Origin of the sequence: Thalassospira indica (genome assembly GCF_003403095.1) — a bacterium.
GTDB classification, from domain to species: domain Bacteria; phylum Pseudomonadota; class Alphaproteobacteria; order Rhodospirillales; family Thalassospiraceae; genus Thalassospira; species Thalassospira indica.
In genome coordinates this window covers 3,047,187-3,059,898 of record NZ_CP031555.1, presented here as the reverse complement: position 1 = coordinate 3,059,898, position 12,712 = coordinate 3,047,187, and the positions used below count along the sequence as shown (strand labels likewise).

Below are 12,712 nucleotides of genomic sequence, written 5' to 3'. Positions count from 1 at the left end.
ATCATGGGCAACGCACTTCAAACTTCACAATGGAAATTGAATTGATGCTCAAGCGGATTGAGTTTGCCTGTGGCGGCATGTTGCTTGTTGCCGTGGTCATTCTTGTGGCGGTGGCCTCTGTGGCGCGCGCCATGGGATCGCCGATCATCTGGTCAGTCGAGATGGCACAACTGATCTTTGCCTGGCTGTGTATGCTGGCTGCTGACATTGCCATGCAGGAAGACCGCCACTTCGGGCTTCAGATCCTGCGTGAAGTCCTGTCTGAACGGGCCAGCCATTGGGTGGAAATCATCAATATTCTGGTGATTATCGGATTTCTTGCGTTCCTTTTGAACTATGCGTGGATCAACATGATCTTGATGCATCCACGCCTTGTTGGGGCTGCGCAGATTAATGCTTCTTATATCCATGCTTCGATGGTTGTCGGTATTCTTCTGATGATCCGCACCATGGTTTCCCAACTTATTCGACGCATTCGCAGCAGGGGGATCAACTGATGCTGTTGTTGATTGCAGGTCTGTTTACAGTATTTCTTGTCTGCGGGATGCCAGTTGCCTTTGCGCTTGGCCTTGCCTCTATCCCGGTCTTTGTCATGACCGGCGCAATGCCGCCGACGGTTGTCATCCAGAAAATGGTCACAGCCACCCAAAGCTTCCCGCTTTTGGCGGTGCCGTTCTTTATTCTGGCCGGTAACTTGATGAATGTGACAGGCATTACCCATCGCCTTGTCAAATTTGCAAGTCTTCTGACCGGATGGATGGCCGGTGGTCTGGCGCAGGTTTCGATTGTGCTCAGCTTCATGATGGGCGGTATTTCGGGATCAGCTGTTGCCGATGCCTCGATGGAGGCACGCCTGCTGGGTCCCAGCATGATCAAAAAAGGTTATTCCAAGGCCAATACGGCTGCGGTTCTGGCCTTTGGCTCGATCATTACCGCAACCATTCCGCCCAGCATTGGTCTGATCCTGTTTGGCTTCGTCAATGAAGTATCCATCGGTCGGTTGTTCCTGGCCGGTGTTTTGCCAGGCATTTTCCTGACCATCGTTTTGATGATCACTTCCTGGTTTGTAGCCAAGAAAAACGGCTACACACCAGATCTTCCGGAATTGCCCAAGGCCAAGGACCTGACCGCAAGCTTCTTTGAAAGCATCTGGGCGTTGGCGTTTCCGGTCATTCTGATCGTTGGTTTCCGGTTCGGCATCTTTACCGCAACCGAGGCCGGGGCATTTTTGGTGTTCTATGCGCTGGGCGTGGGCTTGTTTGTCTATCGCGAACTTGATTTTGCCCGTCTGAAGGAAGCGATCTTTGGGTCAATCTCCGATCTGGGCATGGTGATGCTTTTGATCATTATGGCGGCTGTGCTTGGCTATGCCATGACGATTGAACGCGCACCGCAACAGATCACAGAATTTGTCACCACACTGACTGAAAACAAAACTGCGATTCTGATCCTTGTTGTAGGGGTTCTGGTGGTCAGTGGCATGTTCCTGGAAGGGGCGGCCAATATCCTTCTGGTCACACCGATCGTCATGCCGGTTCTGGTCAATGCCGGGTATGATCCGGTGCATATGGGCATTCTGATCGTGACCCTGATCAACTTTGGTGGTCTGACTCCGCCAGTCGGGGTGATCATGTTTACGGTCTGCGGCATTTTGGGTGTTAAGACTGGGGAATATACACGTGCCTCCATTCCGTTCTTTGTTGCCATGGCGCTGTTCTTCATTCTGCTGGCAGCAATACCTGCTTTGACATTGCTGTTGCCCAATACATTGATGTAATGACATTTGCAGACCAAAAGGGGCATGTGCGCAAATGCCAGGGAGACACAAGAAGATGAACACATCGACGGGGGGACTGATTTCGATGCATGACGGATCGGTGAAGACCAGCATGCATGTTCCGGCATCTGCGCTGGTGTATGAGGAAGTCCGTAACCAGATCGTGTCTTTGTCCCTGGTGCCGGAAACCACGCTTGTGCGGGCAGAACTGGCTGAAAGTTTCAATGTCAGCCAGTCACCCGTCCGCGAGGCCATCTTGCGTCTGGAACAGGATGGTCTGGTGGTGTCCTATCCGCAGTCGCGGACCGTGGTGACCAAGATCGATGTGGCCCGCATCCGCGAGGAACATTTCCTTCGGGTGGCCGCCGAATGTGAAGTGGTCCGGCAATTGGCAGAGGCCAAAGAATCCCCAGCCGTCGTCAAGGCCAAGGGCATTGTGAAAATGCAGGAAGCACTGGTTGGCGATATCGAACAGATCGACCTGTTCAAACAACTTGATGAAACCTTCCACGCGGCCCTTTTTAACGGGGTGAACCAGTCAAACCTGCATTTGCAGATCACCGCACGCAGCGGTCATCTGGCGCGTGTACGAACCCTTGATCTGCCACGTGCGGGCAAAATGGTCTCGGTGCTTGAAGGTCACAAGGCGATTATAGATGCCGTCCAGTCCGGTGATGGCGCATTGGCAAGCTTGGAAATGCGTAGACACCTTTCAGGCACCATGGAACGTCTGCCCCAGATCATCGAAGAAAACAAAACGCTGTTTTCCTGATCTTTGCCTGGCGATGGCGAATAGGGCCGTCCGGCAAGCAGGAACAAGATAAATCAAACGGCGCGCTGCATGATTGCTGCGCGCCGCTTGTGTTGTATCAGGCGCGTTTGGCCACGTCCCAGCTGCCGGTTTTCGCGGCTTCTTCGACGAAGTTGCGCAGGCTGTTGGGCTGACGGCCAAGAATTTCATATACATCGTTGGTCGGTTGGCTGTTGCGGCCATCAAGGACTTCGGAAAACAGATAACGGATCAGGCCACGGACTTCGTCGGGCATGCCGTCTGCTTCAAGTCCGGCATCCAATTCATCAACGGTGATGGCCACGAAATTGACCGTGTGGTTGGTTACACTGGAAATCATCTCAGTCACATCGGCAAACGTGACAGCACTCGGCCCGGAAAGCTCATAGGTCTTGCCGATATGGCCCTGATCAAGCAGGCAGGCAACCGCGCATTCGGCAATGTCATTGGCATCAACAAACGGTTCGGGCGTATCACCCGCGGGCAGGGCCAGGGTGCCTTGCTGGATATAGGACAGGAACAGGTCTTCGTTGAAATTCTGGAAAAACCAGTTGGCACGCAGCACCGTGGCATCCGCCCCGGAATGACGCAGGGCGTCTTCAGCGCGATGGGCGGCTTCTTCGCCGCGGCCAGATAGCATCACAATGCGTTTTGCACCATGCATCAGCGCGCGCTTGGCAAAGCTTGCGATGATGTCATCTGAGCCCGGAACAGCAAGATCGGGCTGGAACGTGACATAGACCGCATCGCGATCACGCAGGGCATCATCCCAGGTTGTCGGATCGGTCCAGTCAAAGGCGGGTGTCGTGCTGCGTGAAACAGCGCGCACATCATGACCAAGGGCAATGAGTTTTTCGGCAACGCGGCGGCCGGTTTTGGCCGTCGCGCCCAGAACAAGAAAGCGGGGATTGGTTGGCATCAAATTGGCTCCTGAATGGGTTTTCAAAATGTGAGGAATCCTCACATTTGCCAAATGTGATAAATCCTCATATTTTGATCGTCAAGAGCTTTGGCCCATCACAAGCCTGTGAAACCCGGACGGATGTGCCGGGGTATTTCGAGGATAAAGGATCTAACGCGTTGTCTGATAACGTGAAAAAAATGCGCCGTGCACCGACTCAAAAAAGAAGCCGCGAACGGGTCGACACCATCCTGAAAGTCGCCTGCGAGCTGATTTCAGCCCAGGGCAGTGATGCCATCAAGATGGGGGAGGTCGCGGAAAAGGCGGGGATTTCCATCGGATCGCTCTATCAGTATTTCCCCGATAAGGCGTCGATCATTCATGCGCTTGCCGATCGCTATAACGCCGAATCCCTGCATTGCATCGAAGAGGCACTGGCGGAAGTGAATTCGCCAGATGCCTTGCTCGCAGCCTTTGACCGGTTGATTGACACCTATTACGAACTGTTTCTGGCCGAACCGGTGATTTGCGATATCTGGACCGGAACGCAAGCCGACAAGACGCTGCGCGACATGGAAATGGAAGTGAGCCGGACAAATGCGGAGCAATTGGCCAAGGCGATCTTGCGGGTTCGTGGCAATGATGGTGATTTCAAAACAATTGCCGCACGGTGTTTGCTGATCATGTATTCCGGCGAAGCCACCATGCGCCTAGCGATCGCTGTCCCGCGCAGTGAGGGCCGCGAGATCGTGGCAAGCTACAAGCGGATGGTCGGTCGCGAATTGGCTGATATGGCCCGGGTTTAGGCCATTTGGGCGTGGTTAGCCTGCCTTGGCGGTAAAGGGGGTTGGGGCAGGGCGGCCAAGAAGGAAGCCCTGCACATAGTCAACATCGTGATCACGCAGGAAATCGAGTTCTTCCTGGCGTTCTATGCCTTCGGCGATCACTTCGATATCAAGCTGTTTGGCAAGCGCGATCAGCTTGCTGACAATTGCCTGTTTGAATTTGTCATGATCGACGTGATCGACCAGTTCGCGGTCGATCTTGATGATATCTGGGCGCAATTCCGGCAACATGTTCAGCGTCGAATAGCCGGATCCGACATCATCAAGCGCAACCCGGAAACCCGAATCACGATAGGACTGAAGAATGGCGCTCAGATGTGCCGTGCTGCGGACCTTTTCGGTTTCAATCACCTCGAACACAACACTGCTGCGATCAAGATTGCACTCCTCAACGACCTCGATGGTCGAGCGCAGGCAAGAATCCGGATCATAGATCGAGCTCGGCGTGAAGTTGATAAACAGGTTGCCTTTCACGCCAGCCTTGTGGGCATTGCGGACATTGGCTGCACGTGCCGCACGATCAAGCTGAAACAGCAGGGTTGCTGACTGGGCCGCATCAAAAAGCTGGCCCGGATTGATCACATCGCCGGTCGCGCTCTCGCCGCGGACAAGGCATTCGTGGGCATAGGGTTTACCAAGGTCATTGATGTCAAAAATCGGCTGGAATACCGAATTCAACCGGTTGTCACGCAACAAATCGCCCAGCCATTCTGCACCGATTGCCGCCCGGATCGCACCAAGGCTTGTAATCTGGGCGATGTCATCGATTTCGGGGTGCTGAACGCCTGGCATGATCAATGCTTTGGTGTCCGACAGTTCTTCGGGAAGGAGACTGCTTGATATGGCATCAATCAGCGCCCGCAGACCCGGACGGGTGTAGTGAATGGAAAGTGTTGCGACAGACGTTGTTTTTTCGACCTCTATGCCGATTGATTTCGCACCGGCCAGGATTTTGCCGGTGGTATGGGCAACTGGCGGCCAGAGAAAGAGTGTCCCGTTTGCAGGTGCGATTTCAGGAACCGCATCACATTTTTCACAATAGGTCACCTCAATCTCCCCGTCTGGTCCTTAGTAGCGCCGTTGGCTTTTCCTGATCGGCAATTCTTCTGATTAACATACTGTAACATATGGTGCGCAGTGACAATAAATCCTGCGTCAATCAATACATTCGTGCGGCACTTTATCCTGTACGGCGATGTTTGCGGCAGGCGATCAATCAAGACGCTGCGCGAAGGGATTTATCATTGCGAAAAGCGCTGATATTGTGTGCCCGTCATTCTGCGAGACCGAGGATCCGATGCAGTACAGCATGCGGCAATACCGCCCCGAAGCACAAAGCCACAGCCACGGCGATTTCCACCAGATCATCATCTCCGAGCTCGGCAAGCTTGAGATGGAGGTCGAAGGGCGCCGGGGGTGAGGTGTGTGGTCGCCAACTGGCCTTTGTCGAGGCGGGTAAAACCCATGCCTATCGCGCCGAGGGACTTAACCGGTTCCTTGTGCTTGATGTCGATGCCGATCTGGCCCATCGCACCGGTCTTGAGGCACTTTGGCATCGCCATGGCAGTGCTGCAACGTATCTTGAAGTGGGGTTGGGGCATCAGAGGGGGCTGGTCGCGCTGTTGCAGGCGATCGAACCACTACGCGATCACGAATCCCAAACTGATATGCTCGATTGTCTGAAGACGCTTTTACTGCGTAGTCGTCAGAGCCGTGGTGGGAATGCCTTTGGCATGGCGGCGCTGCCATCACGGCTCCTTCGTACCATGGCATGGGCGGAGGCCCGGTTGGGCGAAGACATCACGATTAGTGACATGGCGACCATTGCCGCCCAATCGGAGAGCAGCCTGTTTAGCGCCTTCCAGAGAAATATATCGGGACAAGCCCGATGCGCTGGTTGACCGAGCAACGCCTGCAAATGGCCATGGCGCTTTTGCGTGATCCTGAAATTCGCCTTTCGATGTCCGATCTGGCAAATGCGGTCGGGTTTGCCGATCAAAGCGCCTTTTCACGTGCTTTTTCCAGGCGGTTTGGCTGCGCGCCCAGATCGATCCGCCGCGATCCGACGGCCTTCTAGGGCCTATACTTCCCATCAAGTACTTGTGGCGAACTTCCGGAGTTTGGGCAAAGACCGGATCGTCAAACAGGCGCATCTTCCGGTTTGTAAAATCAGCAAACCGGGATGGGTGCGATGGATGAAAAACGCAAGGCAACGCTGATCGGTTCGGTTGCCGTAATTCTTTGGGCTCTGCTTGCCCTGTTCACGACCGAAGTGGCCGACATCCCGCCGTTTCAACTGGTCAGTTTGTGCTTTGGTATCGCCAGCATTTTCAGTGCGCTCTGGATCACGCTCCGCGGGGGTGATGTGGTTCGCGCCTTGCGTCAACCACTTGGTGCCTGGGCGCTTGGTGTGACTGGCCTGTTTGGCTATCACTTTTTCTATTTTGTCGCGCTGGCCAACGCGCCTGCGGTCGAAGCCAGCCTGATTGCCTATCTTTGGCCGCTGCTGATTGTCTTGTTTTCTGCACTTTTGCCGGGCGAACGCCTGAAATGGCAGCATATCGGGGGGGCAGTTCTGGGATTGTCCGGCGCCGTTCTTCTGGTGGGTAAGGGGCAAGCCCTGACCTTTGATCCGGCATTCGCGCTGGGATATGGGGCGGCAATTATCTGTTCATTGCTGTGGTCAGGCTATTCGGTCGTGAACCGGCGCTATCGCAATGTTCCGGTGGGGGCAGTCTGCGGGTTTTGCGCAGGTGCCGCCATTCTCGGCCTTGTTACGCATGGCATGATCGAAGACTGGGTAACGCCGGAGGCCAGACAGTGGCTGGCTATTCTGGGGCTCGGACTGGGCCCGGTCGGGGCCGCATTTTTCGTATGGGACCATGGCACCAAACACGGTGATATTCAGATCCTCGGTGTTCTGGCCTATGGCGCGCCGCTGCTCAGTACCTGCTTGTTGATTGCCTTTGGCAAGGCGATTGCAACGCCAGCCATTATCGTCGGCTGCATCTTGATCGTTGGCGGCGCCGTTCTGGCGTCGACAAATTTCAGTTCACGAAAACAACACCGAAATTCTGTTTCATGACGACAATTTCCGGGTGTGGCAGTTCAGTCACAATTACGTGAACGTCAGTCAGAAAGGTCCAAATTGTGCTTTGCAGTATTATTTAACTGACTTATAGTCGTTACGTACTTGGGGAGGGGGCGTAGAACAAAACATACGCATCCAAGGACAGATGAATGACGCAGTCACAAAAAGACATTGCGCTTGAAATGAAGCAAGCGATGTCTGCCGGGCAGTTTGACCGCGCAGCCGTGATTGGCGCGAAAATGCTGCGTTTTCATTCCAAAAGAACAGATATCCAGATCATGACTGCGGTAAGCGAGCTGCAGGGAGGTTCTGTTGAAAATGCAGTTAGAAGATTGAAAAATCTGTTCAATTCTCTTCCGTTGACGGACCGTTATTTCGCGCCGGTTGCACATAATTTTATGCAATATGCTTATCATTCAAATGACTTTTCTTCATTTGAATCAGCGATCAGGAAGCGGTTGCGTACTGCGACGCAAAAAGACCGGCTCCGCTATATGCTGGCTGACGTCATCTTTCAAAGACAGCTTAGTAAAAGCCCCGGATTGTGTTTTGCCCCTGCGCTGAGCGAAGCAATCGACGTTCTGAATGCGATTCCCGGCACAAGCCAGACATTCGATGAAGCCCAGATGCTGCTTGCGCGTATTTATCTGTATCAGGAAAAATACATACAGACATTTTCTGTTCTGGAAGGAATCGTCGCGCGCAAGCCTGATGGGCTCTCGATACGGATGTTGCTGGCCTCGTCCTATGCAATGGCGGGCGAAGTCGAACGCGCGGTTTCTGAAAGCCTTGAGATCATTCGCAGAAAGCCGTCAGCCAGCGCCCAGCCATACCTGATCATTTCCTTTATGCGTCCGCAATCCATGCCCGACAATGCTGCCGGTTTGCTGGACGCAATGCTTGATAAGCCCGATCTCGCAAAGATGGAGCACTACAAGGCCGCCTTTGCACGGGCAAAGATTGAGGAACTCAAGGGCAATATGAAAGTGGCCTTTGATTTCTATAAGTTGGGTCATCGGGCACACAGGACAGAACGGCCGTTTGATATGCCGCGCGAACTCAGGGAACTTGCGCGTTTGCGTGAAATGGTCCGTTCAGCCCCGGTTTTTGAAGATGTCAGTTCAGAGAGTGAAAATGGCCCGCGTCCGATCTTTATCCTCGGGATGCCGCGATCCGGAACAACCCTGACCGAGCGTATTCTCGGTGCCCATCCCGATGTGCATGCTGCTGGTGAAATCGGCGATTTTACCAAGGCGGTGATTGATGTCGTCGGACCTGACCAGACATCGGAACAATTGGCGCGCATCGATGCCAAGGCAGCGAAAAAAATTCGCCAACAGTATCTTGCCGCACTCAAGGCCTACGCGCCTGACAAACGGTTTGTCACCAACAAGACACCGGCCAATTTCCTGCGTGTTGAGATGATCCGGCGCGTTTTTCCCGATGCACCGATCATTCACACCCATCGTCATCCGCTTGCGACCTGTCTTTCGATTTATACAACGCCATTCTCGATGCCGATGCGCTATTCTGACGATCTTGCAGAATTTGCCGATTACTACCGTGGTTATGTCGATCTGATGAATACTTGCATGGAAGCAGATCAAAATGGCCAGATTTACGATCTTTCATATGAAGATCTGGTATCGGATGCGGAAGCTGTCGCGCAGGATTATCTCGCCCATTGCGGGTTGGACTGGCATCCCGCATGCCTTGAATTTTATAGGGCGGGAAAAGTTGCCGCAACGGCAAGCATGATCCAGGTTCGTCGCCCGATCAATCAGGACTCCGTTGAAAAATGGCAACGGTTTGAGCCGTTTATCGGGCCGTTGGCATCCTTGGGCGATGATCCGGAAATTCAGCAATGGAGTGCTGCGCGCAAATCATCGCGTCGTGCGGTTGCTGCGTGACCAAGCGGGTTGGTTTGGGGTAGAAGGTATCGTTTATGAGATGATGCCGACAAACCCGGAGCGCCGCGATGAACACGATCATTCCAAAGGCAGAACTGCACCTGCATCTTGAAGGGGCGATGACACCAACGCTTGTCCGCAGCTTTGCCAAGCGCAATGGTCTGACATTGCCTGATGATATCTATGATGCTCAGGATCGCTATATCTGGCGTGATTTTCCCGAGTTTCTCAATAGTTTTGACAAGGCGAGTGCCGCCATCCGCACCAAGCAGGATTATTCCGATCTGACCTGTTCGTATCTGGTCGAGCAGGCAAAGGTTGGCACGCTTTATGTCGAGATTTTCTGTTCGCCGACCCATGCGGCCAGTTGCGGATTGTCGTTTGACGCGCATCTTGAGGCAGTCGTTGATGGTATTGACCGTGCCGAAAAGGAAACCGGGATTATCGGCCGGATTATCATGACCTGTGTGCGCCACGTTGGGCCGGATGTAGCAGTCAAGGTCGCGCGTGAAACGGTTGATTGTCGCCACCCGTACATTGTCGGTTTTGGCATGGGCGGCAATGAAAGCATGTTCACACAGGAAGATTTTTACCCGGCGTTCAAGATCGCCCGCGATGCCGGACTTGGCTGCACCACCCATGCCGGCGAGGTCGAAGGACCGCAAAGTGTCTGGGATGCGATTGAAAAACTTCCTGTGACACGGATCGGCCATGGGGTGCGATCAATCGAAGACCCCAAATTGGTCGAAACACTGGTTAAGCGTGATATCGTTCTGGAAGTTTGTCCGGGATCGAATATAGCCCTTTCGGTTTTCCCGGATTACACATCCCATCCGCTGCGCAAATTCTACGATGCGGGGGTCAAGGTGACCCTTGGCTCGGACGATCCGCCGTTTTTCTTTACCTCGCTTGCAGCCGAATATCAACGTGCCGAGGAGGTGTTTGGCTTTAGCCCCGAAGAGCTTGGTGGTCTGACCCGCACCGCGATCGAGGCTGCCTTTGTTGATGATGCGACCAAGGCGAAACTTCTGGCAAAGCTCTAAGGTAAAAACCACTCAAATCATCGCCGAGGTCTCCAGGATTTACTTTTTTGCGTGCGCGCGATGTGCGCATCGAAAATTTGCCAGAACCTGTTTCGATAAATGTCGCGTTCCTGAAGGACTTCGTGGCGGGCTTCGGGGATCTCCGCGATGGTGATCGATGGGACGTTGCCAAACAGATCTTCTGTCGTCTGGTTTGAAACAACCTGATCGTTCCCGGCCAGAACAATGGTGATGGGGGGCAGGGACCATGTGCCTGCCTTCATCTGTTCGATCCGGGTGGTCAGGGATGCTTGCGCCTTGAAACAGGCATCAAGCCAGCCGGCAGAAACGCCACCAACCACAAGGTTTGGGCTGCTTTGTAAGATGGCAACATTTCGCGCATGGCGGACTGGATCGGAAGTCAGAATGTTTTCGGCCTCAAACCCGGCAAGCGGGCTTAGTTTGCGTTGGCCGGGCAGGTACTGTTTGTCAAATCCATAGCGACACATGCTGTCGGCGACAAATTGCGCCGCCAGTGACAACCAGTCAGGGCCGCCCAGTCCAAAAAATGGCGCGACCATTACCACGCTTTCCCACAGATCCGGTTGATCGAGCATCATCGCCATCGCAACCAGCCCGCCGGTCGAGTGCGTTATCAGCAGCGGGCAGGCAATGCCGTAGACTTTATTGACATGATCAACAACATGGCGTGTATCGGCGATATATTGCGCAACATCATGAACGTATCCCATGACCGGATCATTCGTTTCGCGCGACGACCCACCGTGGCCGCGAAAATCAAAGGTCACACAGCCGAAACCACGTTCGGCAAGTTCGTCTGCCGTTTCCTGATAGCGTTCAATATACTCCCCGCGCCCTTGCAGGATCAGGACATGCTGGCGCGCGTTTTCGGGCGTCTGAACACCAAAGCGCAGATTTATCCCGTCCGGTGTTTCGAAAATGTCGGTCGCAAAAGTCATGGGGCGGGTTCAGTTCCTAGTCCTGCGCAGTGATTGCCTTTGCGATAAAGGCAGCCATTTTATCCATCATACCCGGGAAATCGGGATTGAATGTGCCACGACGCATTGTGCCGGGAGGCGCGTTGTCAAAAAGATTGCGTTCGCCATACAGGACATCCGTGCCGGATTGGCAGTTTGAGCGGGCAGCCTCGTCATCATAATGCCCGCAATCGGGGACCGCGCCATCAAGGCCATAAATGGGATCCTTGGGGCTCATGGTAATTGCGGTGTGGGCATGGTTGAGTGTGCGCATTTCGTCGTCTTCCGAGCGGACAATTTCAATGCCGTCACAAGTTGCGCTGTTAGCCGGCGGGTCGATTTTGCCCTGATACCAGATCAGGTGTTTTTGCGGGCTGGTGACCTTGTTGCAGAAGAAATCACGCATCAGGGCGGGGTTGATGGTCTGATCGTCCGAACTGACAACGCCTAAAACCGGCACATCGAAATCGGCCAACTTTCCTTGGCCAAAGGGCTTGGTCAGCAGATAAAACTCTGCTGCTGCGTTCATGGCCATCGAACCATATTTACCCGGATCGTTATTTTCACCCTCACTGACCCAGTCTTTGACATATCGGACATAGGGGGTAAGCCAGGCCTGTTCGCTTTTGGCTGCGAGACCGGGCGAAAGCATAACGAGTGCGCTGATCCGATCACTGTTTGCCTGTTGTTCGCTATAGACCCGCCCAATCAGGGCGGCCCCGGTCGAAAAGCCCATCGGGATGATGTGATCGATCTCATCCCCAAAGCTGTTCATGCCGAAACGAACGGTTTCAAGCCAGTCTTCATATTCGACATCAAGCAGATCGCCCGGCACCGTGCCATGCCCCGGAAGAAGAACACCGTGAAACGTCGCACAGGGAAAGCGTTCGCGAAGATCATCACGGATGTCACTTAACCAATAAGGGCTGTCGGTCAGTCCATGCACCATCAGGAAGCCAACACCATTTCCCTGCGCAGGGTCGGTTTCGTCGGTGGTGCAGGTGACGCTCACCGGTCCAAGTGCGAAAGGCGCGCGCATATCGACAACCTGATCAAGGGTATGGATGCCAAACGGTTTTTCTTCATGCGCAAATCGTGTCGTGGAAAGGACGTCGCGGAGTTGCTGGCGTGTGGAGCGGACATAATCTTCAAACGGCAATCCTTCGGCGGGCGGAGCAATCGCGGCACCGGATGGCGAAAGCGGGTCGTCTGATTTTGCGCAGACACCTGTCGTCAAAAGTCCCAGCAGGGCAAGGGATGCCAAACCAGTCTTAAATATGCGGGACGTACTCATGATGATTGCTCCGTTCGGTTCCCGGGATTGGACTTGGTTTTTCTATTGTTGTCAGAAGATGTTAACGCGGGAAGTCACATGGTG

The 12,712-nt window shown here is 53.9% G+C and carries 14 protein-coding genes; 10 read left to right on the top strand and 4 right to left on the bottom strand.

The window, feature by feature from the left end:
• Positions 1-44 precede the first annotated feature (44 nt).
• The 3 genes from DY252_RS14465 to DY252_RS14455 are packed head-to-tail and all read left to right on the top strand — an operon-like array spanning position 45 to position 2,549.
• Positions 45-497: a TRAP transporter small permease gene (locus DY252_RS14465; protein WP_231959774.1), complete on the top strand. Its 453-nt coding sequence runs from the start codon at positions 45-47 to the stop codon at positions 495-497.
• Positions 497-1,777: a TRAP transporter large permease gene (locus DY252_RS14460; protein WP_082923560.1), complete on the top strand. Its 1,281-nt coding sequence runs from the start codon at positions 497-499 to the stop codon at positions 1,775-1,777. Before DY252_RS14465 ends, DY252_RS14460 begins: the two co-directional genes overlap by 1 nt.
• Before the next feature lie 55 nt (positions 1,778-1,832).
• The gene (locus DY252_RS14455; protein WP_082923561.1) at positions 1,833-2,549 is read left to right on the top strand and encodes a GntR family transcriptional regulator; all 717 of its coding nucleotides are present in this window, start codon (positions 1,833-1,835) and stop codon (positions 2,547-2,549) included.
• A gap of 97 nt (positions 2,550-2,646) precedes the next feature.
• Here the strand turns inward: DY252_RS14455 and DY252_RS14450 are convergent, their stop codons facing one another.
• Complete coding sequence (locus DY252_RS14450; protein ID WP_064789811.1) at positions 2,647-3,486, bottom strand: NmrA family NAD(P)-binding protein; 840 nt, start codon at positions 3,484-3,486, stop codon at positions 2,647-2,649.
• A gap of 161 nt (positions 3,487-3,647) precedes the next feature.
• On the opposite strand from DY252_RS14450, the gene DY252_RS14445 reads away from it, so the two are divergent.
• Positions 3,648-4,274, top strand: a complete 627-nt coding sequence (locus DY252_RS14445) for a TetR/AcrR family transcriptional regulator (protein WP_129542741.1) — start codon at positions 3,648-3,650, stop codon at positions 4,272-4,274.
• Positions 4,275-4,289: 15 nt separating this feature from the next.
• On the opposite strand, the gene DY252_RS14440 is transcribed toward DY252_RS14445, so the two are convergent.
• Positions 4,290-5,360, bottom strand: a complete 1,071-nt coding sequence (locus DY252_RS14440) for an EAL domain-containing protein (protein ID WP_064789813.1) — start codon at positions 5,358-5,360, stop codon at positions 4,290-4,292.
• Between the two features lie 250 nt (positions 5,361-5,610).
• Between DY252_RS14440 and DY252_RS22695 the strand changes: the two genes are divergently transcribed.
• From DY252_RS22695 to DY252_RS14420, 6 genes are all read left to right on the top strand, one after another.
• Positions 5,611-5,733, top strand: coding sequence for a cupin domain-containing protein (locus DY252_RS22695; protein WP_269451531.1), 123 nt, complete (start codon positions 5,611-5,613; stop codon positions 5,731-5,733).
• Position 5,734: 1 nt separating this feature from the next.
• Entirely contained in the window at positions 5,735-6,214 is a 480-nt protein-coding gene (locus DY252_RS22525) for a hypothetical protein (protein ID WP_231959775.1), read from the top strand.
• Entirely contained in the window at positions 6,202-6,390 is a 189-nt protein-coding gene (locus DY252_RS22520; RefSeq protein WP_231959776.1) for a helix-turn-helix domain-containing protein, read from the top strand. The genes DY252_RS22525 and DY252_RS22520 overlap by 13 nt, the downstream gene beginning before the upstream one ends.
• A 114-nt stretch (positions 6,391-6,504) precedes the next feature.
• Positions 6,505-7,398, top strand: a complete 894-nt coding sequence (yddG, locus tag DY252_RS14430; protein WP_064789847.1) for an aromatic amino acid exporter YddG — start codon at positions 6,505-6,507, stop codon at positions 7,396-7,398.
• A gap of 155 nt (positions 7,399-7,553) precedes the next feature.
• Positions 7,554-9,314, top strand: a complete 1,761-nt coding sequence (locus DY252_RS14425; RefSeq protein ID WP_064789814.1) for a tetratricopeptide repeat-containing sulfotransferase family protein — start codon at positions 7,554-7,556, stop codon at positions 9,312-9,314.
• Between the two features lie 68 nt (positions 9,315-9,382).
• Positions 9,383-10,357: an adenosine deaminase gene (locus DY252_RS14420; RefSeq protein WP_064789815.1), complete on the top strand. Its 975-nt coding sequence runs from the start codon at positions 9,383-9,385 to the stop codon at positions 10,355-10,357.
• A 17-nt stretch (positions 10,358-10,374) separates the two neighbouring features.
• Here the strand turns inward: DY252_RS14420 and DY252_RS14415 are convergent, their stop codons facing one another.
• The gene (locus tag DY252_RS14415) at positions 10,375-11,316 is read right to left on the bottom strand and encodes an alpha/beta fold hydrolase (protein WP_064789816.1); all 942 of its coding nucleotides are present in this window, start codon (positions 11,314-11,316) and stop codon (positions 10,375-10,377) included.
• 16 nt (positions 11,317-11,332) lie between these two features.
• On the bottom strand, positions 11,333-12,628 hold the full coding sequence (locus DY252_RS14410) for an alpha/beta hydrolase (protein ID WP_064789817.1): 1,296 nt from the start codon (positions 12,626-12,628) through the stop codon (positions 11,333-11,335).
• Positions 12,629-12,712 lie beyond the last annotated feature (84 nt).

Excerpts from the sequence above, each read along its gene's own strand:
- DY252_RS14460 (WP_082923560.1), top strand. The coding sequence starts at position 497 with ATGCTGTTGTTGATTGCAGGTCTGTTTACAGTATTTCTTGTCTGCGGG.
- DY252_RS14410 (WP_064789817.1), bottom strand. The coding sequence starts at position 12,628 with ATGAGTACGTCCCGCATATTTAAGACTGGTTTGGCATCCCTTGCCCTG.
- DY252_RS14455 (WP_082923561.1), top strand. The coding sequence starts at position 1,833 with ATGAACACATCGACGGGGGGACTGATTTCGATGCATGACGGATCGGTG.
- DY252_RS14425 (WP_064789814.1), top strand. The coding sequence starts at position 7,554 with ATGACGCAGTCACAAAAAGACATTGCGCTTGAAATGAAGCAAGCGATG.
- DY252_RS14465 (WP_231959774.1), top strand. The coding sequence starts at position 45 with ATGCTCAAGCGGATTGAGTTTGCCTGTGGCGGCATGTTGCTTGTTGCC.
- DY252_RS22695 (WP_269451531.1), top strand. The coding sequence starts at position 5,611 with ATGCAGTACAGCATGCGGCAATACCGCCCCGAAGCACAAAGCCACAGC.
- DY252_RS22520 (WP_231959776.1), top strand. The coding sequence starts at position 6,202 with ATGCGCTGGTTGACCGAGCAACGCCTGCAAATGGCCATGGCGCTTTTG.
- yddG (WP_064789847.1), top strand. The coding sequence starts at position 6,505 with ATGGATGAAAAACGCAAGGCAACGCTGATCGGTTCGGTTGCCGTAATT.
- DY252_RS14450 (WP_064789811.1), bottom strand. The coding sequence starts at position 3,486 with ATGCCAACCAATCCCCGCTTTCTTGTTCTGGGCGCGACGGCCAAAACC.
- DY252_RS14420 (WP_064789815.1), top strand. The coding sequence starts at position 9,383 with ATGAACACGATCATTCCAAAGGCAGAACTGCACCTGCATCTTGAAGGG.
- DY252_RS14415 (WP_064789816.1), bottom strand. The coding sequence starts at position 11,316 with ATGACTTTTGCGACCGACATTTTCGAAACACCGGACGGGATAAATCTG.